Below are 26,414 nucleotides of genomic sequence, written 5' to 3' on the forward strand. Positions count from 1 at the left end.
CGCGCACCAGGTGGTCTCCGATGATCGTCGGAATCGGCGTTGACCTCGTCGACCTCGCGCGTTTTGAGCGAGCCGTTGATCGGACGCCTCGCCTCCGCGAAAGGCTGTTCGCTGAGAGCGAACGGATGCTGCCGCTGCGCTCTCTCGCGGGGCGCTACGCGGCGAAAGAGGCGCTCATCAAGGCGCTCGGCGGCTCCGATGGTGTGCGCTGGCTCGACATCATCGTCGACAAGACCGACGATGGCGGACCGTTCTTCACGTTGTCGGGAACGACGGCGGAGGCCGTTGCCTCCCGCGGCATCACCGCGCTGCACGTCACAATGAGTCACGACGGGGGAGCCGCAATCGCCTTTGTCGTCGCAGAGAAAGACACGAATCAGACGGAGACGCAGGGAGGTCGACAGTGAGCGCATGGCGTGAAGCCGAGGTAGATCTCGCAGCGGTCGCCGACAACCTGCGCTCGCTGCGGGCATCGACGCAGGCGAAGAACGTGCTTGCCGTCGTGAAGGCGGATGCGTACGGACACGGTGCCGTTCCCGTGGCCCTGGCGCTTGCCGACGCGGGCGCCGACATGCTCGGTACCGCCGACATTGAGGAAGCGCTCGCCCTTCGCCGTGCCGGCATCGTTGCGCCGATTCTGTGCTGGCTTCATGGACCCGATGCAGACTTCTCGGCGGCTATCGCCCAGAACATCGAGGTGGCGGTGTCGAGCGTGGCCCAGCTGAACGCCGTCGCCGATGCCGCGCGGTTCGCTGCGGCATCCGATATCTCTGTGCAGATCAAGCTCGACACCGGGCTCAGTCGCAACGGCGTCGCCCCCGAGCAATGCGGCGCCATGTTCGCGCGCGCCGCTGAACTCGAAGCCGAACGCGTGATTCGCGTGCGCGGCCTCATGACGCACGTATCCAACACAAGCCCAGACGACGATCGAGCGCAGATCTCGGTGTTCACGCGCCTTGTCGACGACGCGCGCGCAGCAGGCCTGCGTCCCGAGCTGCTCCACGCCGCGGCAACGGCGGCTGCGCTGCGCATTCCGGAGTCGCGCTTCGACATGGTTCGTCTCGGCATCGGCCTCTATGGGCTCACGCCGTTCGACGACGAGACGAGCGAGCAGCTCGGCCTTCGCCCGGCCATGACGCTGCGCACGCAGGTCGCGGCCGTACGCCAGGTGCCGGTCGGGTCGGGAATCTCCTACGGCTTCACGCACCGCACGGCTGCGCCGACCACTCTCGCCCTCGTTCCGCTCGGCTACGGCGATGGCATTCCCCGCCAGGCGTCGAATGCTGCAACAGTCGCGATCGGCGGGCGCATTCATCGCAACGTGGGTCGTGTGGCGATGGATCAATTCGTCGTCGACGTCGGCGACACCCCGGTTGCCGTTGGCGATGACGTCGTGCTGTTCGGCGATGCCTCGCGCGGCGTTCCGAGCGCGGATGACTGGGCGCACGCAGCATCCACGATCAATTACGACATCGTCACGGGCATCGGCGCCCGCGTCGCGCGCAGCTATAGGTCCGCATGATCGAGGTACCGTCGACGATCGTGTGCGAGACCCCTGACGACATGCACGAGCTGGGTCTCGAGGTGGGCAGGATGCTGCACGCAGGCGATCTGCTTGTGCTCACCGGGCCACTTGGCGCAGGCAAGACCACGCTCACCCGCGGAATCGGCGAGGGTCTTGGTGTGCGGGGCCCGATTACGAGCCCGACGTTCGTGCTTGCCCGCACGCACCCGAATCTCGCCGGGGGTGCGCCGCTCGTGCACGTCGACGCCTATCGGCTGAGCGATGCTCGCGAGCTCGACGACCTCGACATCGACTTCGAGCGCAGTGTCGTCGTCGTGGAGTGGGGGCGCGGCATGCTGGCCGGAATCGCCCCGTCGTGGCTCGAGATCGAGATCGAACGGCCGACCGGCGCCACCGCGGCCGCTCTTACGGACGTCGTCGAAAGTGACACGCCGAAAACTGTCGCTGATTCGACGTCGGACGGCGACAGAACGTGGCATCTCACTTCTGCCGATGCCGATGCCGATGCCGACGCCGACGAACCGCGCGTCGTCCGCATCGCCCGCGTGGCGGAATAGGCTTGTCGCGTGCTCCTCGCCATCGATTCGTCTCTCGGAACCTCCGCCGCCGTCGTTGATCATGACCGCGGCATCATCGCCGAGCGCAGCCATCACGACACGCGCCGTCACGCCGAGGTCGTCGGCTCACTCATCCGCGACGTGCTCGTCGAATCGGGCATCGCCCCGGCGGAGCTCTCTGGCGTCGTCGCGGGCATGGGGCCCGGGCCGTTCACGGGGCTGCGCATCGGAATCGCCGCAGCTCGCGCCTTCGCGTTCGGCGCGGCGAAGCCCGTCGTGCCGGTGGTGAGCCACGACGCCATTGCTCGTGAGTGGTACGTCGCCGTCGGTGAGGGCGAACTGCTCGTCGTCACCGATGCTCGCAGACGGGAGATCTACTGCACCCGCTATTCGGGAATGGATGCCGCTGGGCTACCCGTGCGTGTCGAGGGCCCTGTGCTCGCAAAGCCAGACGACATCGTCGTTGGTGCGGCGACGCGGCTCGACAGCGACAGGGTGTCGGCCGGCCATCTCGGCATGGTCGCCGAGCTCACGTGGTCGGCGGGGCGGCCCTTCGCCGCCGATGAGCCGCTGTACCTGCGCTCACCCGATGTGTCGCCCTCGCCGGGCAAACGGGTGACGTCGTGATCGAGCTTCGCGAAGCAACACCGAGTGATCTCGACGCGATCATGGCGCTCGAGCGGCTGTCGTTCGCGCCAGACGACTGGTCGAGCGAGAACATGCTGCGCGAGATCGAGAGCGAGCACACCAGGTACCTCGCGGCGTTCGACGGCGAGCAGCTTGCGGGGTACGCGGGGATTCTTGCGCCAAGCGGCAGCACGGATGCCGACATTCAGACGATCGCCGTCGCAACCGACCATCGGCGCGCCGGCCTTGGGCGTGAGCTCATGCGCCGGCTCATCGCCCATGCGGCATCCGCCCAGGTCAAAGCTGTGTTTCTCGAGGTTCGCGCCGACAACCCGGGGGCGCAGCAGCTCTACCGTTCGCTGGGCTTCACCGAGCTCGGAGTGCGCCGCCGCTACTATCGCGGCGGCATTGACGCCCTCGTGATGAAGCTCGATCGTCCAGGCGAAACAGGAGCAGCATGAACCGCGACAACCCCCTCGTTCTCGGCATCGAATCGAGCTGCGATGAGACCGGCATCGGCATTGTGCGGGGCTCGACGCTGCTGTCAAACACCATCTCGTCGTCAATGGAGCAGCATGCGCGCTACGGCGGCGTTGTGCCCGAGGTTGCGGCTCGCGCTCATCTCGAGGCTCTCGGCCCTGCGCTGAAAGCTGCCGTTTCCGAAGCCCAGATCGACGTCGCCGATATTGATGCCGTCGCTGTGACGAGCGGGCCGGGTCTCGCGGGCGCCCTCATGGTGGGCGTCGGCGCGGCAAAGGCCCTTGCGCTCGCTCTCGACAAGCCGATCTACGCCGTCAATCACCTGGTGGGTCACGTCGGTGCCGACATTCTCGACGACCGCGGGGAGCCGTTCGACTACCCCACGGTTGCGCTTCTTGTCTCTGGCGGGCACACGTCGCTTCTGCTCGTGCGCGATCTCACCTCCGACGTCGAGCTGCTGGGCGAGACGATCGACGACGCAGCGGGCGAGGCGTTCGACAAAGTTGCGCGCATTCTCGGCCTGCCGTACCCGGGCGGGCCGCAGATCGACAAGGCAGCGGCAGAGGGCGACCCAACGGCAATTCGCTTCCCGCGCGGACTCAGTCGCCCGAAAGACATGCAGAAGCATCGTTATGATTTTTCGTTCTCCGGACTCAAAACGGCTGTTGCGCGGTGGGTTGAGCAGAGACAGGATGCTGGCGAGCCTGTCCCCACAGCGGACGTCGCCGCGTCGTTTCGCGAAGCCGTCGCCGATGTTCTTCTGACGAAGGCCATGAACGCCTGCCGCGACCATGAGGTGCCGAGGCTGCTGCTGGGAGGCGGCGTTGTGGCGAACGCCCGAATCCGGGAGCTCGCCGCGCAGCGTGCAGTCGAAGCGGGCGTCGCGTTGCGCATTCCGCCGCTCTCTCTCTGCACCGACAACGGCGCGATGATCGCCGCATTGGCCGCGCAGCGCATCATGGCCGGGTATGCGCCGTCAACGCTCGAGTTTGGAGCCGATTCAACACTTCCGGTCACCGATATTCAGGTAGCGTGAGACAACACCGCTGCAACTGCGAGGAGACGCCCGATGACAGAGCCCAACGATCCTGCTGCCCCGGCTACGCCGCCGCGTCCGCCGCTTCCGGGCGCGACGCCCGAGAAGAACACTGACGAGACCGCTCCGAAGCCGCAGCAGGACGCACAAGCTCAGCAGCCGCAACAGGCACCGCAGGCGCCGCAGCAGAATCCGGCACCGTGGGCGCGGCCGGCCGGAGCGCTCCCAGCGCAGCAGCAGGCCCCTCAGCAGCCGGCGCCGCCGCAGCCGGCGCCGCCGCAACAGCCGCAGAACCAGCCTCCCGCACAGTACGCACCACCAACACAGAATCAACCGGTGCAGAACCCGCAGGCTCCCCAGCGTCCCGGGAACTACCAGCCCGCGCCGCAGCAGCCGGGGCAATACAGGCCCGCGCCGCAGCAGCCGCAGACTCAACAGCATCCGCAGCCGTTCTCTCCGCCGTATTCTCAGCCTGCCCCGCAGCAGGGTCGCCCCGCGCAGCCGCCGCTCGTCGGCCCGGGCGGAGCAATGCCCGCGGCACAGCCCGTCGGGACTCCGAAGCCGCAGAAGAGCCGCACGGGGCTGATCGGCCTCATCTTCGGCATCCTCGGTGTCGTCGGCGGAGTGTTCTTCGGGTGGACACTTCCTCTGGCCATCGTCGGAATCATCCTGGGCTTCAGAGCGCGGTCGAAGCCAGACGACGACCGTTCATTCGCGCTGTGGGCGATCATCACGGGCTTCGCCGGCACGCTGTTCTCGCTCGGCTGGTTCGCGTACAGCATCATTTACTTCGTCATGAGATGATGGCCCTGAGGGGAGAAACACACAAACTATGAGCGATCCATCGCAGCAGGGCCACGAAAACCAGCAGCCCGCATACGAACAGAACCAGCAGCCGACGTACGGTCAGCAGGCCCCGGCGCCTGCCTATGGTCAGCAGCCTCTTGGCCAGCAGCCGTACGGGCAGCAGCCGACACCTGTTCCCGGCTACGGACAGCAGCCGTACGGGCAGCAGCCATATGGGCAGCAGCCATACGCCGCCTACCCACCGCAGCCAGGCACGAACGTGCTGGCGATCGTTGCGATCATCTCAGCGTTCTTCATTCCGATCGCCGGCATCATCTGCGGTCACATTGCTCGCAAGCAGATTCGCGAGACAGGCGAACAGGGCGACGGTCTCGCGCTGACAGGTCTGATCGTCGGCTACGTCTTTACGGCGATCATCGTCGTCGTCGTCGTGATCTACATCATCTTCTTCGTCGTCCTTCTGGGCGCGGTGGGGATGTCGGGCGCCGCCTACGCCTGATCCGTCAGACGCGCTCTGCGACAAGCGCGGTGTGCCGGCCCCCGACTCGCGTGAGAATGAGCGTCGCCGAACGTGAGCCTCGGGGGTTCAGCCGTTTGCGGAACGCGGCGGGGTCGATATCGACGCCACGCTTCTTGATCTCGAGCGTGCCGATGGCGTTCCCCTTCACCCAGCGGCGCAGCACCTTCTCGTCGAGCGGAAGCTGTTCGACGACCCTGAAGCAGGTGGCGAACGGAGTCGAACTCTGGGTGTCGCCCGAGAGGTAGGCGATGCCGTCGCTGATCGGTGCCGCTTCCAGCTCGCGCGCGAGATCGCCGATCAGGCGAGCGCGAATCACGGCGCCATCGGGCTCGTAGAGAAACGCACCGAGCTTGCGAACCGGTTCGTCTGGGCTGTCTTCGGCTGCGGTCATCTCTGGAGAGCCCTCGTCGCTCAGCACGAGAGCAGCGCGCGTGATTCCGTCGCGTGCAAGAGCGCCAGACCACAGCATGAGCTCAACGACGCTTCCGTCGACGCTGACCCACTGTGCTTCAACATCGTCGGGTATCAGGTTGCGGTCAAAGCTGGGGCCCAGCTTAACGCCCGTCGGGTACCGGCGAGCGATATCGAAGACGGTCTCGAGCGCGGGGGAGTAGTCGGTCGGATCGGTGAGTCGTGTCGTCTCGGAGTGGCCTGAGGTTCGCCGCGCCGGGTCGAAGAACACGGCGTCGACGCCGCTGAGATCGGTATCTTCAGCGCGCCCATGAACAACATGAGCCGAGTCAAAAGGTGCGAGGTTGTGCGTGGCAATGGCGGCAGTCACCTCGTCGGCATCCACGGCGGTCACCGAGATCTGCATCGCGGCCATCGCCATGGCGTCACCGCCAATGCCGCAGCCGAGATCCGCCACCCGCGTCAGGTCGCCCGCGAGATAGCGCCCGGCGTGCATGGCGGCGGCCCGAATGCGCGTTGCCTGCTCGAGCCCGGCCTGTGTGAACAGCATCCGGTCGGCGAACTCGCCGAATTTGGCGCGGCCGTGAGCCCTGAGTCGGGACTGGGTGAGAGCGGCGGCAACCACAGCAGGGTCGTGGCCGGCCTTGCGCAGGCGCGAGACCGCCTTGACAACATCTCCGGCCGAATCGTGTTCGGCGAGTTCGTCGAGCAGTGCCATGCCGTCTGGCGTGAGCAGAGAGACCAGATCGGCGCGTTCCATCTGGCCAACATATCAACCACAGGCGATCTCGCCCTCAGCGAAACCGAGACCGAAGTTGGCACTCACGTTGCACGAGTGCCAACGCATCCGTAAACTTGCAATTAGCACTCGGATAGTGAGGGTGCTAACTCACGTCTTCTTATGAGAAAGAGGTCAACCGTGTCGGTCTCCATCAAGCCGCTCGAGGATCGCATCGTCATTCAGCAGGTCGAGGCAGAGCAGACCACCGCGTCTGGTCTGGTTATTCCTGACACCGCCAAGGAGAAGCCGCAGGAGGGTGAAGTCGTGGCTGTCGGCCCCGGCCGCATCGACGACAACGGCAACCGCGTTCCTGTCGACGTCACCGTCGGCGACCGCGTTCTGTACTCCAAGTACGGCGGCACTGAGGTGAAGTTCGGCGCTGACGAGTACCTCGTGCTTTCGGCCCGCGACGTGCTCGCGGTCGTCGTTCGCTAAGCGACGCTCAACGACACAGAGGCCCGGGTGATCATCACCCGGGCCTCTGTGTCTGCGCCGCAACGTACACTCGATGCATGACTGCGTCACAGGTATTCGTCTTCGATATCGACGGGGTCATCCGTTCGTTCCAGCCGGAGCGCATGGCTGCGCGGCTTGACGCCGAACTTGGCCTGACCGTCGGCACCATCGAGGAGCAGGCGTTCGCCGAGCCGTTTGGACGCGATGTCGTGGAAGGTCGCATGACGCGGGCCGAGTGGGTGGGCGAGTTGTCAGAGCGCTTCGCTGCCCGTTCCCGAGATGCAAACGCTGCCCGGTCGATCGTCGCCGAGTGGTCGACCGATATCGGCCAGCTGATTCCAGAGACCATGGAACTCATCGACGAGCTCGCCCGCGAGCATCCGGTTTTCGCGTTTACAAATGGAACCGACTGCACACTGAACGAGCTCACAACGCACGGCATCATCGACCGGTTTCGCCACGTGATCAACTCGTACGAACTGGGCATCTCGAAGCCCGAGCCCGGCAGCTACCCGTTGGCGCACGCGCAGATTGAGCGGACGCTGGGGCAGACTGTGTCGGCGGAATCCGTTCATTTCACCGACGATCGAGCCGACAACATCGAGGCGGCATCGACGTTCGGCTGGTGGGCTCGGCAATTCACGGATGCCGCGGCGCTGCGCGCATCGCTTGCCTCCGCCGTCACCTCGTGATCGACGGTGCACGCGCTGGGTCGCGTTCCGGTTTTCTGTTTGCCGCCTCCGCGTACCTTCTGTGGGGCGCGCTCCCGCTCTACTTCGTCATTCTCGAGCCGGCCGGCCCCTTCGAGATTGTGTCGATGCGCATTCTGTTCTCGCTTGTCTTCTGCGGCATTCTGCTGAGCGTTCTTCGCGATTGGCGCGGCTTCTTCGCGCTGTTCCGTTCGAAGCGCACGATGCTGTTCATGTCGCTCGCCGCGGTGTTCATCTTCATCAACTGGCAGACCTACGTCATCGCCGCGGTGACGGGGCACGTGATCGAGGCCTCGCTCGGCTACTTCATCAACCCGATCGTCACCGTGCTCTTCGGCGTCATCTTTCTGCGCGAGCGTCTGCGCCCGATGCAATGGGCCGCGGTCGGCGTCAGCCTGATCGCCGTCATCGTGCTCTGGATCGGGTACGGCACATTCCCGATCATCGCGCTGACTCTGGCGTTCTCGTTTGGGCTCTACGGCTTCATGAAGAATCGCGTCGGCGGCAACGTCGGAGCGATAACGGGGCTGACGCTCGAGACCCTGCTGCTCGCCCCCGTTGCGGCGCTTGTTCTCGTCGGAGTTGCGGCGACGACAGGAATCGTCTTCGGCACGGCCGGGGCAGGTAACACGACGCTGCTCATCGCGTCGGGCGTCGTCACCGCCGTTCCGCTGCTGCTCTTCGCGTCTGCGGCCCGCCGCCTTCCGCTTGTGTACATGGGCCTTTTTCAATACGTCACGCCGCTCATGCAGTTTTTGGTCGGCGTGTTCATCTTGAGCGAGCCCATGCCGACCGAGCGCTGGATCGGCTTCTTTCTGGTTTGGGCGGCGCTTGTGCTGCTCACGATCGATATGGTCGGGCACGCGCGCAGCCTCAGGCGCCGCACTCTCAACCTCACCTGAGCGTTTGGCGGCATAAAGCGCTGCTCGCGGTGGTTACCATGGATTACCGGTGTCGACCAGCTCCGTTCCGCCGGGCCATTCTCGCAACACTCAATTCGCCTCGCGAAGGGACGCTATGGACACCTCGGATCCGTTCGGCTACATCGGTCTCACCTACGATGACGTGCTGCTTCTGCCCGCGCACACGAACGTCATTCCGAGCGAGGCAGACACCTCGTCTCGCCTCACCAAGCGCATCTCCGTTGCAACGCCTCTGCTGTCCAGCGCAATGGACACCGTGACGGAGGCGCGCATGGCCATCGCCATGGCGCGCGAGGGCGGCATCGGCATCCTGCACCGTAATCTCTCGATTGCCGACCAGGCCGAAATGGTCGACCTCGTCAAGCGCAGCGAGTCGGGAATGATCACCAACCCTGTGACGACAACCGCAGACGCGACGGTGGCCGACGTTGACGAGCTGTGCGGCCAGTTCCGCGTCTCGGGGCTTCCCGTTGTTGACGATTCTGGAGTGCTCAAGGGAATCATCACGAACCGCGACATGCGCTTCGTCGACGACGACAAGAAAGCGTCGACCCCCGTCTCTGCCGTCATGACCAGCGAGAAGCTCATCACGGCTCCCGTCGGCACGAGCCCGGAACAGGCGATTGAGCTGCTTGCCAAGCACCGCATCGAAAAGCTCCCGCTCGTTGACGGCGACGGGTTGCTCAAGGGCCTCATCACGGTGAAAGACTTTGACAAGAGCGAGAAGTATCCGCTCTCGACGAAAGACGACAGCGGTCGCCTGCGTGTTGGTGCGGCCATCGGCTTCTTCGGCGATGCGTGGGAGCGCGCGTCTGCGCTCCGCGACGCGGGCGTCGACCTGCTCGTCGTCGACACGGCGAACGGCGATTCGGAGGGCGTGCTCGAGATCATCCGGCGCATCAAGTCTGACGCGAGCTTTGAGAACGTCGACGTGATCGGCGGCAACGTCGCAACGGGTGACGGCGCGCGTGCCATCGCCGAAGCGGGGGCGGATGCCGTCAAGGTCGGCGTCGGGCCCGGCTCCATCTGCACCACACGCGTCGTCGCGGGAGTGGGTGTGCCGCAGGTCTCTGCCGTCTACGAAGCGTGGAAGGCTGTTCGCGACCTCGATGTTCCGATCATCGCCGACGGCGGGCTGCAATACTCGGGCGACATCGCGAAGGCGATCGTCGCCGGTGCCGAAACCGTCATGCTCGGCTCGCTGCTCGCGGGCTGCGACGAGTCACCCGGGGAGCTCGTGTTCGTGAACGGAAAACAATTCAAGACCTATCGCGGCATGGGGTCGCTCGGCGCTCTGCAGACGCGCGGAAAGAAGACCTCGTACTCGAAGGACCGCTACTTTCAGGCAGATGTTCCCAGCGACGACAAGCTGATTCCCGAGGGCATCGAGGGGCAGGTGCCGTACCGCGGACCCCTCTCGGCCGTCTCCTATCAGCTGATCGGCGGCCTGCGGCAGTCGATGTTCTACGTCGGTGCCCGCACGATCCCCGAGCTCAAGAAGCGCGGCAAGTTTGTGCGCATCACCTCGGCTGGGCTCAAGGAATCCCACCCCCACGACGTGCAGATCGTGGTTGAGGCGCCCAACTACCGCCGGTAGTAGGAAACGGCATCACTGTGGCGCGATGACCTCTAGCCCGTGTGCGCGGGCCGCATCGGCGAGCCTGATGTCGTACGTGAGTATCGCCGAGGCCTCGATACCCAGTGCACAGGCAAGATGCAGCGCATCGAGGCTGCGCAGACCGACCTGAGGAAACAGACCCGCTTCGCGGGACTGGTCTCGCGTCAGTGGGGTCAGCGACATGCCGTCGAGAACGGCGGTGATCAGCACCTGGTCGAGGTGATGGCGCACGCCGATTCGGCGCAACTCGGTCTCGAGGAGATCACTGGAGACGACGGTCGGGCCGCCGTCCAGGTAATGGCGCAGGGCTTCTGACTCCCGCTCATCGCTGAGGAGCTTAACCGCTGCCGAGGTGTCGAGATATACGACGGGGGAGGCCGTCGGCATAGCGTTCGTGCTGGTCACCACCGTTCCTCGCGCTCATCATCGATAATCTCGCTCACGGAACGATCGAGCGATACTTTCGGGAGCGCCGACCAGCCTCCTTGTCGACGAGCTGGACGCGACACAGGGAATGGCAACACCGGAGTCGCCGTCGGAGACAGGTGGGCGACGACCACGCCCCGGTTCGTTACCTCCATCGCCTCTCCCGCGGCAACGCGTCGGAGGACGTCGGCGGAATTGTTTCGAAGTTCGCGATGACTGATTGTTGTCACGCGACAAGTGTAGCACCATGCGTAGCACAATGGCTGACGCGGATGCGCTTACGAGATCGGGATCTTCGTGTCTGGCTGCCGATACGTGAATTCTCCTGGACGACGACCCATGCGAGCGGCGGCATGGCCGACGATGAGCTGGGGAACGAGGGCCTCGTGAATCGATCGCTCGAAGCCCGCTACGTCGGCGGCGATCGAGATCACGACGAGGTTTTCATGGTTGGGTCGTGCGAGGTCCGCGAGCGGCCTCTGGGTGACTAGACACACCTGCACGCCGGAATCGAGAACGGAATCGACGAGCGAGAGTTCACGCTCATCGCCGAAGACGACGAGTGCGCTGTGTTCTCGGAGCGGCTCCATCGGCCCGTGCAGATATTGATACGTATCGAACGCCGCAGTCGGTAGGGCGAGCGCTTCGCGAAACATCAGCGCGCCCTCCGACGCGGCAGCCAACGACGTTCCACGCCCCACAAAGTCCACAGTGCGCGCTGCGCTCAGTCGCTCTGCAACGATCTGCGATCCGCCATCGAACGCCGAAAGTGCAGACGCGACACGGGCGGGTATGGCAGCTGTGTCGCCAACGGGCATCCCGATGACGTGCTCGCACAGCATCGCGTATGCGAGAAGCGTCGCCGTGTAGCCGACGGTGTAGACGCCGGAATCGTCGACGTCACCGAGAGGGAGCACGACGTCGACCTCTGCGGCGAGCGGGCTGTCGGCAACGTTGGTGATGCCGATTCGTCGGCCAGGAGTGAACCTGCGAGCGGCTTCGATGGGCTCCGGGCTGCGACCGGACTCCGAGACAATGACGTAGTGGTCTGCCGGCTGGGTGTCTGGTGCACAGAGGGAAGCGTCAGACGCCGTGAGTGAAAATGCGCGAACACCAGAGCCGAGAAGAGCGAACACGAGTGCATGGGCCGAGTGTGTGGATGCCCCCATCGCAACGACAGCGACGGTGTCGCCCGCCCGCCACGGCTCGATCGCAGACTCGGCGAGGGCGTGGGCGATGCTGCGATGCGCCCGCTCGAGAGCGCTCGGCTGGTCGCGTACAGCGGTGTCGTAGTCAATTCGTTTCATGATTCTCTTTTCATCGTGACGGTTGTCTGCCTGCTGAACTGGCGCCTGTTATCCCTTGACAGCGCCGACGCCCATTCCGCTGACGACATAGCGCTGGAAGATGATGGCGATCACGATGGGTGGAATCGCCGCAAGGATGCCGCCGGCGGCGACGAGCCCGAAATCTGTCGTGTAGCGTCCCGCGAACTCCGAGATGGCGACAGGCAGCGTCTTGGCGGCATCCGAAGACGTGAAGATGAGGGCGTACATGAACTCGTCCCATGCGAGCAGGAAAGCGAACATCATCGCCGCGAAAATTCCGGGTTTGGCGCTCGGCAGGATGATGCGGAAGAGCGCGCCAACCCGCGACGTTCCATCGATGCGCGCAGCTTCCTCCAGCTCATCGGGAATGGTCATGAAGTAATTGCTGAGAATCCAAAGCGTGAAGGGGATCACCAACGATGAGTCGACGAGGATCAGGCCAATGAGCGTGTTGAGCAGCCCCAACGAGTTCAAGATGAAATACAGAGGAATCAGCAGCGCGATCTGCGGAAGCATGTACGTGGCGAGAAAGACCATGAGCGTGGCCTTGCGGAAGGGAAATCTGAGCCGCGCGAAAGCGTAGGCTCCGAGCACTCCGACCACCATGGCGATGGCGACGACGGAGACAGCGACGATTGTGGAGTTCACCATGGCGGCGCGGAAGGTCGAGCCGACGCTGCCTTCGCCACCCTGGAAGATCTCGATGTAGCGGCTCAGGTCAATCGCGGAGGGTATCCAGCGCATCGGGCGGCTGATCAAGTCGCTCTGCGGAGCGAAGCTGGCCTCGACCATCCATGCGAACGGCAGAAGGATCAGCACAGACACGATGACCGCGGCGATGTGCAGCAGGATCGTGTTGCGTCGTTGGTGTCTCACAGCAGACTCATCTCCGATCGGCGCAACATTCTGAGGTAGATGGTCGTCAGAATCAAAATGACGATGACGATGATGTACGAGAGCGCGGAGCCCATTCCGAAGTTCTGGTCTGAAAAGGCGCGTACGTACGTGTAGTAGGCGATCGTCTGTGTGCCGTTGGCAGGCCCGCCCCGGGTCATGGCGTAGATGATGTCGAAGGCTTTGAACGCCTCGACAGTGCGCAGCACGAGCACGATGGAAATCGAGGGCACCAACATCGGCAGCGTGATCGAGCGGAAGATGCGCAGCCATGATGCGCGGTCGATCTTGGCACTCTCGTAGATCTCGGGGTTGATTGCCGTCAATCCTGCGAGCAGAAAGAAGGCGACGAGCGGCGTCGTCTTCCACGCATCGGCCAGAATGACCATGTTGAGGGCGAGCGTCGGGTCGCCCAGCCAGGCGATGTATTCGTCGGTGAGGCCGAGTTGCGTGAGAGCGGCGTTAAGTGATCCGTACTGGGCGTTGAAGATTCCCTTCCACATTGCCGCGTTGACGATCGTAGGGACCGCCCAGGGCAACACGACGATAGCGCGGAACAGCCATCGCGCGCGCAGACGTGCATTGAGCAGCAGCGCGAGCATCATGCCGAGCACCAGTTCCAATGCCGTTGAAACGATCGTGAAGTACAGGGTGCGACCGATTGCAGCCCAGAACCCGGTACTCGACAGCGCCTCCAGATAATTGTCGATGCCGATGAACGGCGTCTCCACGGCCAGTGCAGACTCCACCTCGAAGAACGAGATGATCAGCGTGCGGATGATCGGGTAGACGATGATGCCGAATACCGCGACTGCGGCCGGGAGGAGGAGCCAGAAGGCCAATCGCCTCTGGCTCTCCGTGCCCGTCCGCCGTCGCGGAGGCGCCGTTGTGGCGAGCTTTGTCATTCTGCAGCTCAGCCGTTCAGTACGTCGTTTGCGGCCGAGACGGCATCATCCATTGCCTGCTGCGGCGACTTCTTGCCGAGCAGCGCATTCTGAAGCTCTACCTGAATGATCTGCGAGACCTCGCTGTAGTTCGGCACCTGCGGGCGAAGGATGCCGTCGTCGTAGCCGACCTTCGCAGCAGCGAACACCTCGGGGTTTGTCTCGGTGATCTCGGAGTCGTCATAAGACGCTTTCCAGCTCGGCAGAGTGCTCGTGACGAACTTCTCTTGTTCGCTCTGGCTGCTGATGAACGAGATGAAGTTCCAGGCGGCATCCTTGTTCTCCGACTTCGATGCGATCCCGAGTGCCATTGCACCGTTTACGCCCGGACGAACGCCCTCTGGTCCTTTCGGCGTTGCAGACACACCGACCTGGCCGACGACTTGGGAGATCGACTCGTCATTGAGGTCACGGAACGTCGATTCCCAGTTGAGCGAGAACGCGGCCTGCCCCGATGCCATTGTCTTGTTGACGTCGTCCTCGAGGAACGTTGTCGAATTGGGGTTGGTCAGACCATCGTCGATGGTCTTCTTCATCCACGTCAGGGCCTCCACTCCGGGGCCCTCGTTGATGACAAGCTCACCGTCGTCATTCGTGAACTCGCCTCCGAAGGCGCCGAGCAGCTGAGCGTAGTCGCAGATGAGTGCTTCGGCCTGAGCCCAGCTCCAGGCAAGCGGGTATTCAACGATTCCCTGGTCTTTCATCGCTTGGGCAACCTCGAGAACTCCGTCCCACGTCTCGAGGTCGGACTCGGAATACCCGGCCTGCTCGACCATGTCGTTGTTGTAATAGAACAGCTTCGTCGAGGGATACCAGGGCACACCGTAGAACTTGTCCTTGTACTCTGCGGTGATCAGTGCCCCGCCGAGCATCTCGTCCTTCCACTTTTCATCGAAGCGATCGGTGACGTCGGTGACAATGCCCTTCTCTGCGAACTCTGCGGGCCAGATGACGTCCATCAGCACGACGTCGTAGGTGCCCGAGGGCGCAGCCGTCACGATCTTGTCGTGCAGTGCTTCGTAGGCAACGAACGTGGGATTGACGGTGATGTCCGGATACTCTTCGTTGAAGTCGGCGATCATGTCTTTCACGTCGTCTTCGGTATAGCCCGCCTGCTTCATGAACAGCGCGTTGATCGTTCCGGAGTCTGCCTCACCTGCCCCTCCCTCTGACGACGGCGCTCCCGTGACGCTGCATGCGCTGAGGGCGAGAGCCGCGGCGGCCGCTACGGCGAGCGTTACCGTTGCGCGCCTCACGCTTTTCTGTGGGTTTCTCATGGTTTCCTCTACTTCCTCGTTGAAGTTCTTACGTGAATGGGGATGGGGCGATTCGCCGGGTTAAGCGGGTGAAGCCCGACCCTGTCGCTGTGCCGCGGCGTCTGCGGCGTCGGCGAGGGCGAGCGCACCGGTGACAGGCGGTGCGCGAAGGAGCTCGACCGATGAATCGGGGCTGACGTCGGCGATGTGCTTCGTGAGGGCGCTGAAGAGGCGTGGCTGGTTCGTCACGACTCCGCCGGCGCAGACGATCGCCGTTCCGACCGCGCCGCGACGAAAGACGTTGAGCACGTCGTCGGCCAACTCGCGAGCTGCGGCGTCGATGATGTCAATGGCAGCGGCAGATCCGTGATCTGCCGCTTCGAACACCACCGGCGCAGCCGAACCCCAGAGTCCGATTTCTGGGGCGACGGAGAGAGCATAGATGAGGCCTGTCACATCGTCGACGTCAAAGAACTCTGTCAACCGCCGACCGAGCTCGTCGTCGCCTGCCACCTGGTCGCGGCGCTGGAGAAGCAGTTTCACCGACTCCCGCACAATGCCGGGCGCGCTTCCCGGGTCACCAAACAACCACCCGTGACCCCCGGCGACGATCATCGGGTCCCCGGGGGAGGAGCCGACGACGATGGATCCCGTTCCGACGATCACGGCCAGACCAGCCGCGTGGCCAGCGGCCGGCACAAGCAGCTGCGCGTCATTGACGACGGTGACGCTGCGCCCATACGCGCTCTGCATCTGTCGCGACAAGCGCTCGCAGTGCTCCGGGGTGTCGCATCCATGGGCGCCGATCACCAGCGCTCCGCTCTCCTCGCCCGTGCTGAGCTCGCGGATGGCGTCGGTCAAGCGCGCGGCATTTTCGGGATCGCCGAAGAGGCCGCCGCGCCGCCAGCTGTCACTGGGGATCACATTCTCGCGCACAGATCCATGGGCGTCACGGAGCGCGATGTGGGTCTTTGTTCCCCCGATATCAATGCCGACGGTCACCAACGCCTCCTCGCGTCCGACTTCTTATTGATCACATCGAAAAGAAGTCACACTGAATATAGAGCCGTGAAGGGGTGACTGTCAACAGGTCGCGTGACGTCAGCCGGCGACGTACGTGAATCCGCGCACGTCGAGAGCGGCGAGCTCGGCGATTCCCACCAGCACGCCGTCTTCGACGAAGGTTGCCGGCTCCATGTGCGGCACGTGAATGATGCGACCGGCGAGACGCTCCTCAATCGCGGGGATCACCATCTCCATGTGCGCGGCGAGCCCGCTGCCCAGCACAATCACCTCGGGGTCGAGAATGATCGACATCGCTCCGACGGCCATGGCCACCATGTCGAGGATCTCCGATGCCATGTCGTCGGCGACGGCTTCGCCCTGAGCGGCTCGGGTGAATATCTCGTCTGCCATGAGCAGGTGCCCCTCGGGCACATCGAGACCTCGAGATCGAGCCTTTCGCGTCAACGCGACGGAGCCGACGCGATCCTCAAGATCGCCCAACACCGAATACGACTTTTCAAGTGACGACGGCTCCATGAGGAGGTAGCCGATCTCGCCCGCTTCGAAGCGAAACCCATGATGAATTCGCCCATTGCTGATGATGCCGGCACCGAGCCCGTTTTCGAGGTGGACCGCGACGAGACTGCCGATTCCTCGGCCGACCCCGTGATGCATCTCCCCGAGAGCGAGTGCGTTTGCGTCGTTCTCGATCACAATGGGCAGCTCTGTTCGCGCAGAAAAGAGCTCTTTGAGCGGGAATTCTGGCCAGCCCAATTCGGGCAGGTGGGCGACCCGGCCATCGGGCTGCGTCACGACGCCCGGCACAGACACTCCGACACTGACGCACGGGGTGCCGAGTTCCCGTGCGGTTTCCAAGAGATCGTCGAGGAGCTCGAGCGTGCGAGAAAGGCGCACATCAGTCTCAACGGTCGTGTGTGAATCGGCTGGCGGGAGGTCGTCGAACACCGCGTCGGCGCGGTGCACAAAATGAGAGTCGAAATCGATCAGCGCGCCACGTGCACGGTCAGCGCGCACCTGAATGCAGGCGACAAGCTGTGTGCCGCCGGTGTAGCTCAGCAGCACCGAGGGGCGGCCGCCTGTCGACGGAATCTGGCCCTGACGCGCGACAAGGCCTTCGTCGATCAGGTTCGCGGTGAGACGATTGACCGTAGCAGGGCTGAGGCCGGTGAATACGCCAATCTGCTGGCGCGAGAGGGGCCCCTCTTCGCGGAGAGCCTCGACGATGGCTGTGCGGTTGACTCGTGAGACCGTGTTGCTCGTCGCCGTCGACGACTTGTGTGTCGTTGCTCGCATTCACCCTCCCGCATTCTCCGTGTCGATGTCGCGCGGATAAGAGCCTGCGCACTCAGCATGGTATCTCCGCAGCACTCGCTTTCGTGGGGACGGGCCGGATGAGTGCAAGCTCCTCGGTGTGAGCAGCCTCAGCCCGGCGCTGTGCCCTACGTGAGTGCTCCGGGACCGCGATGTGGGATTCGCGCAGCGCGATAGGGTGGAAGCCGTGAGTCAAGAAACAGAAATCGGCCGCGCCAAGCGGGCACGCACCACCTTCTCGTTCGACGACGTTGCGATCGTGCCCTCCCGGCGAACACGCGACCCCGAAGATGTCTCGACGACGTGGACGATCGACGCCTACACGTTCGATACGCCCTTCATCGCCGCGCCGATGGACTCCGTCGTCTCTCCGCGCACGGCGATCATGATGGGCCAGCTCGGTGGGCTCGGCGTGCTCGATCTTGAAGGACTCTGGACGCGCTACGAGAACCCCGAGCCGATCCTCGAGGAGATTCGCAGCCTGCCAGCCGAGACGGTCGTCGCCCGGATGCAGGAACTCTACTCCGAGCCGATCAAAGCAGAGCTGATCACCGCGCGGCTCGAGGAGATTCGCGCGGCGGGCGTCACCGTCGCCGGCTCGCTCTCGCCGCAGCGCACGCAGGAGTTCTACCAGACGGTTGTCGACGCCGGCGTCGACCTCTTCGTCATTCGCGGAACGACGGTCTCTGCCGAGCATGTCTCGCAGAACCAGGAGCCGCTCAACCTCAAGAAGTTCATCTACGAACTCGACGTTCCCGTGATCGTCGGGGGAGCAGCAACGTACACCGCGGCGCTCCACCTGATGCGCACGGGTGCCGCCGGTGTGCTCGTCGGCTTCGGCGGCGGTGCAGCATCGACGACGCGCAACACCCTCGGCATCCATGCCCCCATGGCGACTGCTGTCGCCGACGTCGCTGGAGCGCGCCGCGACTACCTCGACGAGTCGGGCGGGCGCTACGTTCACGTGATCGCCGACGGCGGGCTCGGAACGTCGGGCGACATCGTCAAGGCGATCGCCTGCGGTGCAGACGCCGTGATGCTCGGAACGACGTTTGCTCGCGCGAGCGACGCCCCCGGCGGAGGCTTTCACTGGGGTGCGGAAGCTCACCACGCGAAGCTGCCGCGAGGCAATCGCGTCGAGGTGGGAACAACGGGCACTCTCGAGGAGATCATCTACGGCCCGGCGACGACACCAGACGGCACGGCGAACCTGCTCGGGGCGCTCAAGCGCTCGATGGCGACGACCGGATACAGCGACCTCAAAGAGTTTCAGAGGGTCGAAGTAGTTGTCGCGCCGTACCGACTGCGTTAGCGTCGAACCAAGGGCGTGAGCATTCGACAGGCTCACGTTGATGGAGGTTCTGAATGAGCGCCAAGAAGACCGTCGCGCGGTCGAAGAAACTGGGTCCACAGGAGCGAATCGACGCGATCGAGGAGATGAGCTCGAAGGAACTCGACGTTCTCGTGATCGGCGGCGGAATCGTGGGCACCGGAAGTGCCATGGATGCCGCTACACGCGGTCTTTCCACGGGACTGCTCGAGGCACGCGACTGGTCGAGCGGAACGTCGAGCCGGTCGTCGAAGCTCGTTCACGGCGGCATCCGGTATTTGGAACAGCTTGACTTCGGTCTGGTGCGTGAGGCGCTCATCGAACGCGGGCTGCTTCTTCAGCGGATTGCTCCGCACCTCGTGAAGCCCGTGCGCTTTCTCTACCCGCTGACCAAGCCCGTCTGGGAGCGCATCTACATCGGCGCCGGCATGATGCTGTACGACATCTTCAGCTACACGGGACTGCGTCCCCCGGGCGTTCCGCACCACAGGCACCTGACGAAGCGGCAGATGCAGAAGTCGATTCCGTCGCTGCGCAGCAATGCGTTCGTCGGTGGACTCACGTATTACGACGCGCAGGTCGATGACGCGCGCTACGTCGCAACGCTTGCTCGCACAGCGTCGGCGTACGGGGCCCACGTGGCAAGCCGCGTGCGCGTCGAAGGCTTTCTCAAGGTCGGACAGCGCGTCGTCGGCGTGAAGGCGCACGACCTCGAGACCGACACCTATTTCGACGTGAAGGCGAAGCAGGTCGTCAACGCGACGGGCGTCTGGACAGACGAGACGCAGTCGATGGTGGGGGAGCGGGGCCAGTTCAAGGTGCGCGCCTCGAAGGGCATTCACCTCGTTGTTCCCCGCGACCGCTTCCAGTCGACAATGGGCATGATCCTGCGCACAGAGAAGAGCGTTCTCTTCGTCATTCCGTGGGGCAGGCATTGGCTGATCGGCACGACAGATACCGACTGGTACCTCGACAAGGCTCACCCCGCCGCGACGGCCGCGGACATCGACTATCTGCTTGAGCACGTCAACAGCGTGCTCGCCGTGCCGCTCACGCGCGATGACGTCGAGGGCGTCTACGCGGGGCTGCGGCCGCTTCTCGCGGGCGAGAGCGACGAGACGTCGAAGCTGTCGCGCGAGCACATCGTCGCGCATTCCGTTCCCGGCCTCGTCGTGGTTGCCGGCGGCAAATGGACGACGTACCGCATTATGGCGAAGGACGCGATCGACGCGGCAGTCGACGCGCTCGATGGAAAGATTCCCGAGTCGGCGACAGACAACATCTCGCTTCTCGGTGCCGAGGGCTACCAGGCCGCGTGGAACAAGCGCGGAAAGATCGCGCGCAAGTTCGACGTGCACAAGGTGCGGGTCGAGCACCTTCTCAACCGCTACGGTGTGCTCGCCGACGACATCCTCGACCTCGTGCGCGACAATCCTGAGTTGCAGGAGCCGCTTCCCGGCGCAGACGACTACATCAAGGCCGAGGTCGTGTATGCGGCAACCAGCGAGGGCGCGCTGCACATTGAAGACGTGCTCGCCCGGCGCACGCGCATCTCGATCGAGGCGTGGGACCGCGGCGTCTCGGCCGCCCCTGTCGTTGCCGCGCTCATGGGAGAGGCACTCGGCTGGGATGCCGCGAAGAAGGAGTCTGAGGTGACGTATTACCTGCAGCGCGTCGCCGCCGAGCGAGCGTCGCAAGAGCAGCCCGACGATGAATCCGCCGAGCGCGTTCGCTTGGAGGCGCCAGATATCTCGCAGGCCTGAGCGATCTCGCGAGCCTGAGCGGCTCGGCGGGACCTGTGTGTCCCGTGTCGTCGCCCTGTGCATCACACAGGGCACAGGGCACGCTCAGTGGGCGCACGGATAAACTGGGGTGTTTGCGGAACAAGCCCGCGAGTCCGGAGGATATGTGGCTGGCAATGCGACAACGCGATTTAGCAATGCGGCTCTGCTTTCGGTTGCGAGCACCCTGCCCTCTCGGGTGACGACGTCTGCAGACATCGAGCTGCGCCTCGATGCGTCGCTCAAGCGGCTCCGGCTTCCGGGGAGCCTTCTCGAACGCGTCGCCGGAGTGACGGAGCGCCGCAACTGGGCCGAGGGCGAGAACTCCGACGATGCAACGGTGGCCGCGGGTCGCAGAGCGCTCGACGAAGCCGGCATCTCGGCATCCGATATCGGGCTCATCGTGAACACGTCGGTTACCCGAAAGCACCTCGAGCCGTCTGTCGCCGTGCGCCTTCACCATGGGCTCGGCCTGCCGAGTTCGGCAATCAACTTCGACCTGGCGAACGCGTGCCTCGGGTTCGTCAACGGCACAAGCCTTGCGGCGGGCATGATCGACGCCGGTCAGATTCGCTACGCGCTCATCGTGAACGGCGAGGATGCCGATGAGATTCAGGACAACACGGTGACTCGTCTGCTGCGCGACGACGTCGGACGAGACGGCTTCATGAGCGAGTTCGCGTCGCTGACGCTCGGCTCGGGTGCGGCGGCCGCCGTCATCGGACCCGTCGACGGACACCCGGAGGGTCACCGCATTCTCGGCGGCGTGACGCGCGCGGCAACGCAATTTCACGAGCTGTGCGTCGGCAGCACAGACGGCATGTTCACCGATGCGAAGGCCTTGCTGAAGGGCGGCCTCGACCTGGTGGTTTCGGCGTGGAAGGAAGCATCGAAGGAGTGGAACTGGGGTGCGATGGATCGCTACATCACCCACCAGGTCTCCGAGGTGCACACGAGTGCCATCGTCAAAGCTGCGAAGCTCGATAGGCGCCGGGTTCCCATCACTTTCCCGTGGCTGGGAAACGTCGGACCCGCATCGATTCCGATCACGCTTGCCGAAGAGAAGGAGCGCCTTAAGAAGGGTGACCGTGTTCTGCTCATGGGTGTCGGCTCCGGTCTGAACACCGCGATGATGGAATTGGCGTGGTGAGTTCTCGAGACTCGCTCACCGTGCTGGCGGCATCGACGCCGCCGGCGGACCTGCCCGGGCTCGATCCCGCATACAGCCACCTTGTGACGGTGCCCGGCGTGGGCATCGACGAGGGCAGCTCGCGCACCTGGCACTACCTCGACAATTCTGCGGAGTTGGCAGAACACGACGCGACCCCCGCGGGCACCATCCTTGCCGTTCACGGCAATCCCACGTGGTCGTATCTGTGGAGAGCGCTCGTGTCGCAGACCGACGATGACCGTCCGTGGCGGGTCGTCGCCGTTGACCAGCTTGAGATGGGCTTCTCCGAGCGGACGGGGCTGCATCGAACGCTTGCTCAGCGCGTCGATGATCTCTCGGCATTCACTGCCGAGCTGGGTCTCACTGGGCCGATCGTCACGCTCGGGCACGACTGGGGCGGCGTCATCTCTCTCGGCTGGGCATGCCGACACCGCGCCGAGCTTGCCGGTGTTTCCCTGCTGAACACGGCGGTGCACCAACCAGAGGATGTGCCCATTCCAGCGCCGCTGCGCCTTGCGGGTGCTCGGGGCGTCGTGGCGACGGCAACGTCGAAGACGAGCACCTTTCTCGACGTGACGCTGTCGCTCGCGCACCCACCTCTGTCGCCAGACGTTGCCGCAGCCTACAGGGCGCCATACAGGCAGACAGCTCGTCGCCAGGGAATCGAGGGGTTCGTCGAAGACATTCCCGCTACGGCCCATCACGAAAGCCGGGCGACTCTCGACGCCATCGCCGACCAGGTGACACGGCTCGACGTTCCCGCGCTGCTGCTGTGGGGCCCGCGCGATCCGATTTTCAGCGACCGCTACCTCGGCGACCTCATCGAGCGCATGCCGCACGCGCGCGTGCACCGTTTCGAAGAGGCAGGGCATCTTCTCGCCGAAGACGTTGACTACGGGCCCGCGATTCTCGACTGGCTGGCCGAGAGCATCGACGCAGAACCCGCAGAACCCGCAGAGGCGGCGAGTCAGGATGCTGTCGCTGCACACCCCGACTTCACTCCGCTGTGGAGCCGACTCGATGAGCACAGCGACGACTCGAGTCTCGCCGTCACCGATATGACGACGAGCGGCGAGCCGCTCCGTGTGAGCTGGAGGCAGCTCTCGACGCGGGTGCGCCAACTGGCATCCGGACTTCATCGCATCGGCGTGCGTTCGGGCTCCCGGGTCTCGCTGCTCGTTCAGCCGGGGCCGACCCTCACCGCGGCGATCTACGCCTGTCTGCGCATCGGCGCCGTCGTCGTTGTGGCCGACGCCGGGCTCGGCGTGCGCGGGCTCAGCCGTGCGATTCGCGGGGCACGCCCCGACGTCGTGATCGGGGATGCTCGCGCACTCAGCGCCGCGCGTGTTTTCGGCTGGCCGGGGCAGCGCATCTCGACGGCGACGCTGCCGCGCCTCTCTGCCTCGGCGTTCGGCGTGACGCATACGCTGAGCGACCTGTTCGAGGCGGGCAACGTCGAGCGGCTCCCCGACGAGCCGACGGCGAACGACGTCGCCGCTGTGCTGTTCACCTCGGGATCGACGGGGCCGGCAAAGGGAGTTGTCTACACGCACGCCCAGCTGTCGGCAATGCGCGATGTGGTTGCCGCGCACTTCGACGTGACGCCCGAAACCGGGCTCGTCACGGGCTTCGCCCCGTTTGCGCTACTCGGCCCGGCCCTGGGAACGCGCTCGGTGACGCCCGACATGGACATCAGCTCTCCGCGCACGCTCACCGCGGTGGCCGTCGCGGCAGCCGTGCGCGCATCGAATGCCCGCATCGTGTTTCTCTCACCGGCATCCATTCTCAATGTCGTCGCGACGGCGGGCGCTCTCACGCCAGACGACCGCGCGGCACTCGAGACGGTGCGCACCTTCCTCTCGACGGGCGCGCCGATCAGCGAGCGGCTGCTCGCCTCGGCCGCCGAGCTCATGCCGAATGCGACACCGCATACGCCGTACGGCATGACGGAGTGTCTGCTCGTCACAGACGTCACGCTCGACGGAATTCGAGTCGTTCGCGATGCCGACGACCGCGGCGTCTGCGTCGGCACGCCGCTCGGCGACAACCGCGTGCTCATCAGCTGTCTTGATTCCGCCGGAGACGCGACAGGAGAAGCATCCGCCGCCCCGGGCGTGCTCGGCGAGATTCTCATCTCAGCGCCGCATCTCAAGCAGCGCTACGACAGGCTGTGGCTGACAGACCGTCGCGCGACCCGGGATGTACCGCCTGCAGGCCGCTGGCACCGCACAGGCGACATCGGCCATCTCGATGCGGAGGGGCGGCTGTGGGTCGAGGGTCGTGTGCAGCACACGATCGTCACGGGCGACGGGCCTGTCGCGCCCGTCGGGCCCGAGCAGGACCTCGAACGCATCGCCGAGGTGCGCCGGGCCGCCGTCGTGGGCATCGGCCCCGATGGGCTGCGCCAGGCCGTCGCCGTCATTGAGACGATGCGGGGAACACGGGCTCCCCGATTCGTCGGGCTCGACCTCGCCGCGCGGGTGCGGGCGAGCACGACGCTGCCGCTCGTCGCCGTTCTCGAGGTGCAGCGGCTTCCCACCGACATTCGGCACAATTCGAAGATCGATCGGTCGCGCTTGTCGGCGTGGGCCGAACGGATGCTGGCTGGCAATCGGCTGGTCGCACCATGATCGTCGTCGTCACCGGCGCGAGCGGGCTGCTCGGGCGCACCGTCGCAACACAGCTGCGCGACGCAGGGCACGATGTGCGCACGCTGCAGCGCAGCCCGTCTGGCATCGAGGGCGTGCGCGACGTGCGCGGATCGATCACCGACAGCGACCTCGTCTCTGCCGCACTCGCCGGAGTTGACGGCGTTGTGCATCTGGCAGCCAAAGTGTCGCTCGCGGGAGAGCGCGGTGACTTTCGCCGCGTCAATGTCGACGGCACGCGAACGCTTCTCGACGCGGCCGAGCGCACCGGCGTGCAACGCATCGTGCAGGTGTCGTCGCCGTCAGTCGCCCACACCGGCTCGTCGCTTGCCGGCGTCGGCGCCGAACCTGCTGACCCCGAGAATGCACGTGGCGACTACGCGCGGACGAAGGCACAGGGCGAGCTGCTGGCACTCGCACGAAACAGCGCAGACCTGAGTGTCGTCGCCGTGCGCCCTCATCTGGTGTGGGGCCCGGGGGACACGCAGCTTGTCGAGCGCATCGTCGACCGCGCGCGCCGCGGGACGCTTCCGCTTCTCAACGACGGAACCGCGCTCATTGACAGCACCTACATCGACAATGCAGCGAGCGGCATCGTCGCCGCGTTCGAGCGGGCAGAGCACCTCGGCGGCCGCCGCTACGTGATCACGAACGGCGAACCGCGCCCTGTCGCCGAGCTGATGGCCGGCATCTGCGCAGCGGCGGGCGTTGCCGCCGCGCGCTTCAGCATTCCGGCGGGCATTGCCACGGTGGCAGGCAGCCTCGTCGAGCGACTGTGGAGCATCCGGCCCGGGCGAGACGAACCCCCGATGACGAGGTTTCTCGCCGAGCAGCTCTCGACCTCGCATTGGTTTGACCAGCGCGAGACGCAGAGAGACCTTGAGTGGGCCCCGCAGGTGAGCATCGACGAGGGCCTGCGTCGCCTCGGCGAGCACGACAGTCGGCTCAGCGTGCCCACAGCGTCGAACAGCTAAAGTCGAAGGTGTTCCCGCAGGGGAGCATCTGAGCCTGCCGAAAGAGTGAGCGCCATTTCCCGTCGCGATCCGGATCAGCCCCGCACGCTGTTTCGCACAATGATCATGCCGCGCTGGATCGCGCTGCTTGTTTTGGCACTCGCGATCGCCGCGGCCTTCGCCGCTCTCGGCAAATGGCAGCTCGAGCGTGCGTACCGCGCGGCCCCAACGCAGCAGACGGCGCCGACCGAGACGGTGAAGCCTCTCACCGAGATCGTCGACACAGGCAGCCTGCTGCGCACCGAGCGTGTCGGGCAGATCGTGAACGTCGAGGGTGAGTTCGTTCCGGGCGACTACCTTGTCGTCACAAACAGGGTGAACGACGGGGAGACCGGCTACTGGGTTTCGGGGCATCTCGTCACAAAGCAGGGTGATGCGCTCGCCGTCGGCCTTGGCTGGGCGGCATCACGGCAGAAGGCGGATGCTGTCGCCGAGCGACTGAACGCCCAGCAGCGCTCATGGGTATCCGTCACCGGTCGTGTGCTCTCGGCGCAGTTTCCTGAGCTCGACGAAGATGCCCCACACGAGATCTCGACGATGGCGCCCGCGTGGTTCGTCAACGAGTGGCAGGAGATGGACGGCGTCGACGTCTACGAAACCTACGTTGTCGCAGATACGGCCCCCGAGGGGTTGACGGCCATCCACTCGCCTCCGCCAGAGCAAGAGGTGGAGATCAACTGGCTGAACATCTTCTACGCCATCGAATGGGTGGTTTTCGCCGCGTTCGCCGTGTTCCTCTGGTTCCGCATTGTGAAGGACGCCTGGGAACGCGACATCGAAGAGCGCGAACTGGCGGAAGCGGCAAACGGCGCGTCGAGCGAGAAAGTAAACTAGA

At 64.8% G+C, this 26,414-nt stretch carries 27 protein-coding genes; 18 read left to right on the plus strand and 9 right to left on the minus strand.

Features of this window, described 5'->3' with window-relative positions; all coding sequences use genetic code 11:
- Positions 1-20 precede the first annotated feature (20 nt).
- The 8 genes from HCR84_RS04150 to HCR84_RS17605 are packed head-to-tail and all read left to right on the plus strand — an operon-like array spanning position 21 to position 5,531.
- Positions 21-407, plus strand: a complete 387-nt coding sequence (locus HCR84_RS04150) for a holo-ACP synthase (RefSeq protein ID WP_166984130.1) — start codon at positions 21-23, stop codon at positions 405-407.
- Positions 404-1,522 carry an alanine racemase gene (alr, locus tag HCR84_RS04155; RefSeq protein WP_166984129.1) on the plus strand — a complete coding sequence of 373 codons (1,119 nt, stop codon included), beginning with the start codon at positions 404-406 and terminating at the stop codon, positions 1,520-1,522. The genes HCR84_RS04150 and alr overlap by 4 nt, the downstream gene beginning before the upstream one ends.
- Complete coding sequence (gene tsaE, locus HCR84_RS04160; protein WP_166984128.1) at positions 1,519-2,082, plus strand: tRNA (adenosine(37)-N6)-threonylcarbamoyltransferase complex ATPase subunit type 1 TsaE; 564 nt, start codon at positions 1,519-1,521, stop codon at positions 2,080-2,082. The genes alr and tsaE overlap by 4 nt, the downstream gene beginning before the upstream one ends.
- Positions 2,083-2,091: 9 nt before the next feature.
- Entirely contained in the window at positions 2,092-2,709 is a 618-nt protein-coding gene (gene tsaB, locus HCR84_RS04165) for a tRNA (adenosine(37)-N6)-threonylcarbamoyltransferase complex dimerization subunit type 1 TsaB (protein WP_166984127.1), read from the plus strand.
- Entirely contained in the window at positions 2,706-3,170 is a 465-nt protein-coding gene (gene rimI, locus HCR84_RS04170) for a ribosomal protein S18-alanine N-acetyltransferase (protein ID WP_338040129.1), read from the plus strand. Before tsaB ends, rimI begins: the two co-directional genes overlap by 4 nt.
- Positions 3,167-4,225: a tRNA (adenosine(37)-N6)-threonylcarbamoyltransferase complex transferase subunit TsaD gene (gene tsaD / locus HCR84_RS04175; RefSeq protein WP_166984126.1), complete on the plus strand. Its 1,059-nt coding sequence runs from the start codon at positions 3,167-3,169 to the stop codon at positions 4,223-4,225. Before rimI ends, tsaD begins: the two co-directional genes overlap by 4 nt.
- Before the next feature lie 33 nt (positions 4,226-4,258).
- Complete coding sequence (locus tag HCR84_RS04180) at positions 4,259-5,029, plus strand: DUF4190 domain-containing protein (protein ID WP_166984125.1); 771 nt, start codon at positions 4,259-4,261, stop codon at positions 5,027-5,029.
- 28 nt (positions 5,030-5,057) lie between these two features.
- Positions 5,058-5,531 (plus strand): DUF4190 domain-containing protein, encoded by a 474-nt coding sequence (locus HCR84_RS17605; RefSeq protein WP_166984124.1) that lies wholly within the window; start codon positions 5,058-5,060, stop codon positions 5,529-5,531.
- A gap of 4 nt (positions 5,532-5,535) precedes the next feature.
- Here the strand turns inward: HCR84_RS17605 and HCR84_RS04190 are convergent, their stop codons facing one another.
- A complete protein-coding gene (locus tag HCR84_RS04190) occupies positions 5,536-6,723 on the minus strand; it encodes a THUMP-like domain-containing protein (protein WP_166984123.1) in 1,188 nt (395 codons plus the stop codon).
- A 141-nt stretch (positions 6,724-6,864) separates the two neighbouring features.
- Between HCR84_RS04190 and groES the strand changes: the two genes are divergently transcribed.
- From groES to guaB, 4 genes are all read left to right on the plus strand, one after another.
- Positions 6,865-7,179 (plus strand): co-chaperone GroES, encoded by a 315-nt coding sequence (gene groES / locus HCR84_RS04195; RefSeq protein WP_268920956.1) that lies wholly within the window; start codon positions 6,865-6,867, stop codon positions 7,177-7,179.
- 77 nt (positions 7,180-7,256) lie between these two features.
- Entirely contained in the window at positions 7,257-7,892 is a 636-nt protein-coding gene (locus HCR84_RS04200) for an HAD family hydrolase (RefSeq protein WP_166984121.1), read from the plus strand.
- Positions 7,889-8,812: an EamA family transporter RarD gene (gene rarD, locus HCR84_RS04205; protein ID WP_166984120.1), complete on the plus strand. Its 924-nt coding sequence runs from the start codon at positions 7,889-7,891 to the stop codon at positions 8,810-8,812. The genes HCR84_RS04200 and rarD overlap by 4 nt, the downstream gene beginning before the upstream one ends.
- 115 nt (positions 8,813-8,927) lie before the next feature.
- The gene (guaB, locus tag HCR84_RS04210; protein ID WP_166984119.1) at positions 8,928-10,430 is read left to right on the plus strand and encodes an IMP dehydrogenase; all 1,503 of its coding nucleotides are present in this window, start codon (positions 8,928-8,930) and stop codon (positions 10,428-10,430) included.
- Positions 10,431-10,442: 12 nt separating this feature from the next.
- On the opposite strand, the gene HCR84_RS04215 is transcribed toward guaB, so the two are convergent.
- The 8 genes from HCR84_RS04215 to HCR84_RS04250 all read right to left on the minus strand — a co-directional run bounded on the left by HCR84_RS04215 (position 10,443) and on the right by HCR84_RS04250 (position 17,618).
- Complete coding sequence (locus HCR84_RS04215; protein ID WP_235940781.1) at positions 10,443-10,856, minus strand: type II toxin-antitoxin system VapC family toxin; 414 nt, start codon at positions 10,854-10,856, stop codon at positions 10,443-10,445.
- Positions 10,853-11,107, minus strand: a complete 255-nt coding sequence (locus HCR84_RS04220) for a type II toxin-antitoxin system Phd/YefM family antitoxin (protein WP_166984118.1) — start codon at positions 11,105-11,107, stop codon at positions 10,853-10,855. Before HCR84_RS04220 ends, HCR84_RS04215 begins: the two co-directional genes overlap by 4 nt.
- Positions 11,108-11,155: 48 nt before the next feature.
- Positions 11,156-12,184: an SIS domain-containing protein gene (locus HCR84_RS04225; protein WP_166984117.1), complete on the minus strand. Its 1,029-nt coding sequence runs from the start codon at positions 12,182-12,184 to the stop codon at positions 11,156-11,158.
- A gap of 48 nt (positions 12,185-12,232) precedes the next feature.
- Positions 12,233-13,081, minus strand: coding sequence for a carbohydrate ABC transporter permease (locus HCR84_RS04230; protein ID WP_166984116.1), 849 nt, complete (start codon positions 13,079-13,081; stop codon positions 12,233-12,235).
- Entirely contained in the window at positions 13,078-14,004 is a 927-nt protein-coding gene (locus tag HCR84_RS04235; RefSeq protein ID WP_166984115.1) for a carbohydrate ABC transporter permease, read from the minus strand. The genes HCR84_RS04230 and HCR84_RS04235 overlap by 4 nt, the downstream gene beginning before the upstream one ends.
- 8 nt (positions 14,005-14,012) lie before the next feature.
- Entirely contained in the window at positions 14,013-15,320 is a 1,308-nt protein-coding gene (locus HCR84_RS04240; protein ID WP_166984114.1) for an extracellular solute-binding protein, read from the minus strand.
- 60 nt (positions 15,321-15,380) lie between these two features.
- A complete protein-coding gene (locus tag HCR84_RS04245) occupies positions 15,381-16,301 on the minus strand; it encodes a BadF/BadG/BcrA/BcrD ATPase family protein (RefSeq protein ID WP_166984113.1) in 921 nt (306 codons plus the stop codon).
- Between the two features lie 99 nt (positions 16,302-16,400).
- Entirely contained in the window at positions 16,401-17,618 is a 1,218-nt protein-coding gene (locus HCR84_RS04250) for an ROK family transcriptional regulator (RefSeq protein WP_166984112.1), read from the minus strand.
- 205 nt (positions 17,619-17,823) lie between these two features.
- Between HCR84_RS04250 and HCR84_RS04255 the strand changes: the two genes are divergently transcribed.
- The 6 genes from HCR84_RS04255 to HCR84_RS04280 all read left to right on the plus strand — a co-directional run bounded on the left by HCR84_RS04255 (position 17,824) and on the right by HCR84_RS04280 (position 26,413).
- The gene (locus HCR84_RS04255) at positions 17,824-18,948 is read left to right on the plus strand and encodes a GuaB3 family IMP dehydrogenase-related protein (protein WP_166984111.1); all 1,125 of its coding nucleotides are present in this window, start codon (positions 17,824-17,826) and stop codon (positions 18,946-18,948) included.
- Between the two features lie 53 nt (positions 18,949-19,001).
- A complete protein-coding gene (locus HCR84_RS04260) occupies positions 19,002-20,729 on the plus strand; it encodes a glycerol-3-phosphate dehydrogenase/oxidase (protein WP_166984110.1) in 1,728 nt (575 codons plus the stop codon).
- 145 nt (positions 20,730-20,874) lie between these two features.
- A complete protein-coding gene (locus HCR84_RS04265; protein ID WP_166984109.1) occupies positions 20,875-21,897 on the plus strand; it encodes a 3-oxoacyl-ACP synthase III in 1,023 nt (340 codons plus the stop codon).
- Complete coding sequence (locus tag HCR84_RS04270; protein ID WP_244972562.1) at positions 21,894-24,548, plus strand: alpha/beta fold hydrolase; 2,655 nt, start codon at positions 21,894-21,896, stop codon at positions 24,546-24,548. Before HCR84_RS04265 ends, HCR84_RS04270 begins: the two co-directional genes overlap by 4 nt.
- Positions 24,545-25,540, plus strand: coding sequence for an NAD-dependent epimerase/dehydratase family protein (locus HCR84_RS04275; RefSeq protein WP_166984169.1), 996 nt, complete (start codon positions 24,545-24,547; stop codon positions 25,538-25,540). Before HCR84_RS04270 ends, HCR84_RS04275 begins: the two co-directional genes overlap by 4 nt.
- 45 nt (positions 25,541-25,585) lie before the next feature.
- Positions 25,586-26,413: an SURF1 family cytochrome oxidase biogenesis protein gene (locus HCR84_RS04280; RefSeq protein WP_166984108.1), complete on the plus strand. Its 828-nt coding sequence runs from the start codon at positions 25,586-25,588 to the stop codon at positions 26,411-26,413.
- The last annotated feature ends 1 nt before the right edge of the window (position 26,414 follow it).

The sequence above is a fragment of the Paramicrobacterium fandaimingii genome (genome assembly GCF_011751745.2).
In the GTDB taxonomy this organism is placed as follows: Bacteria; Actinomycetota; Actinomycetes; order Actinomycetales; family Microbacteriaceae; genus Paramicrobacterium; species Paramicrobacterium fandaimingii.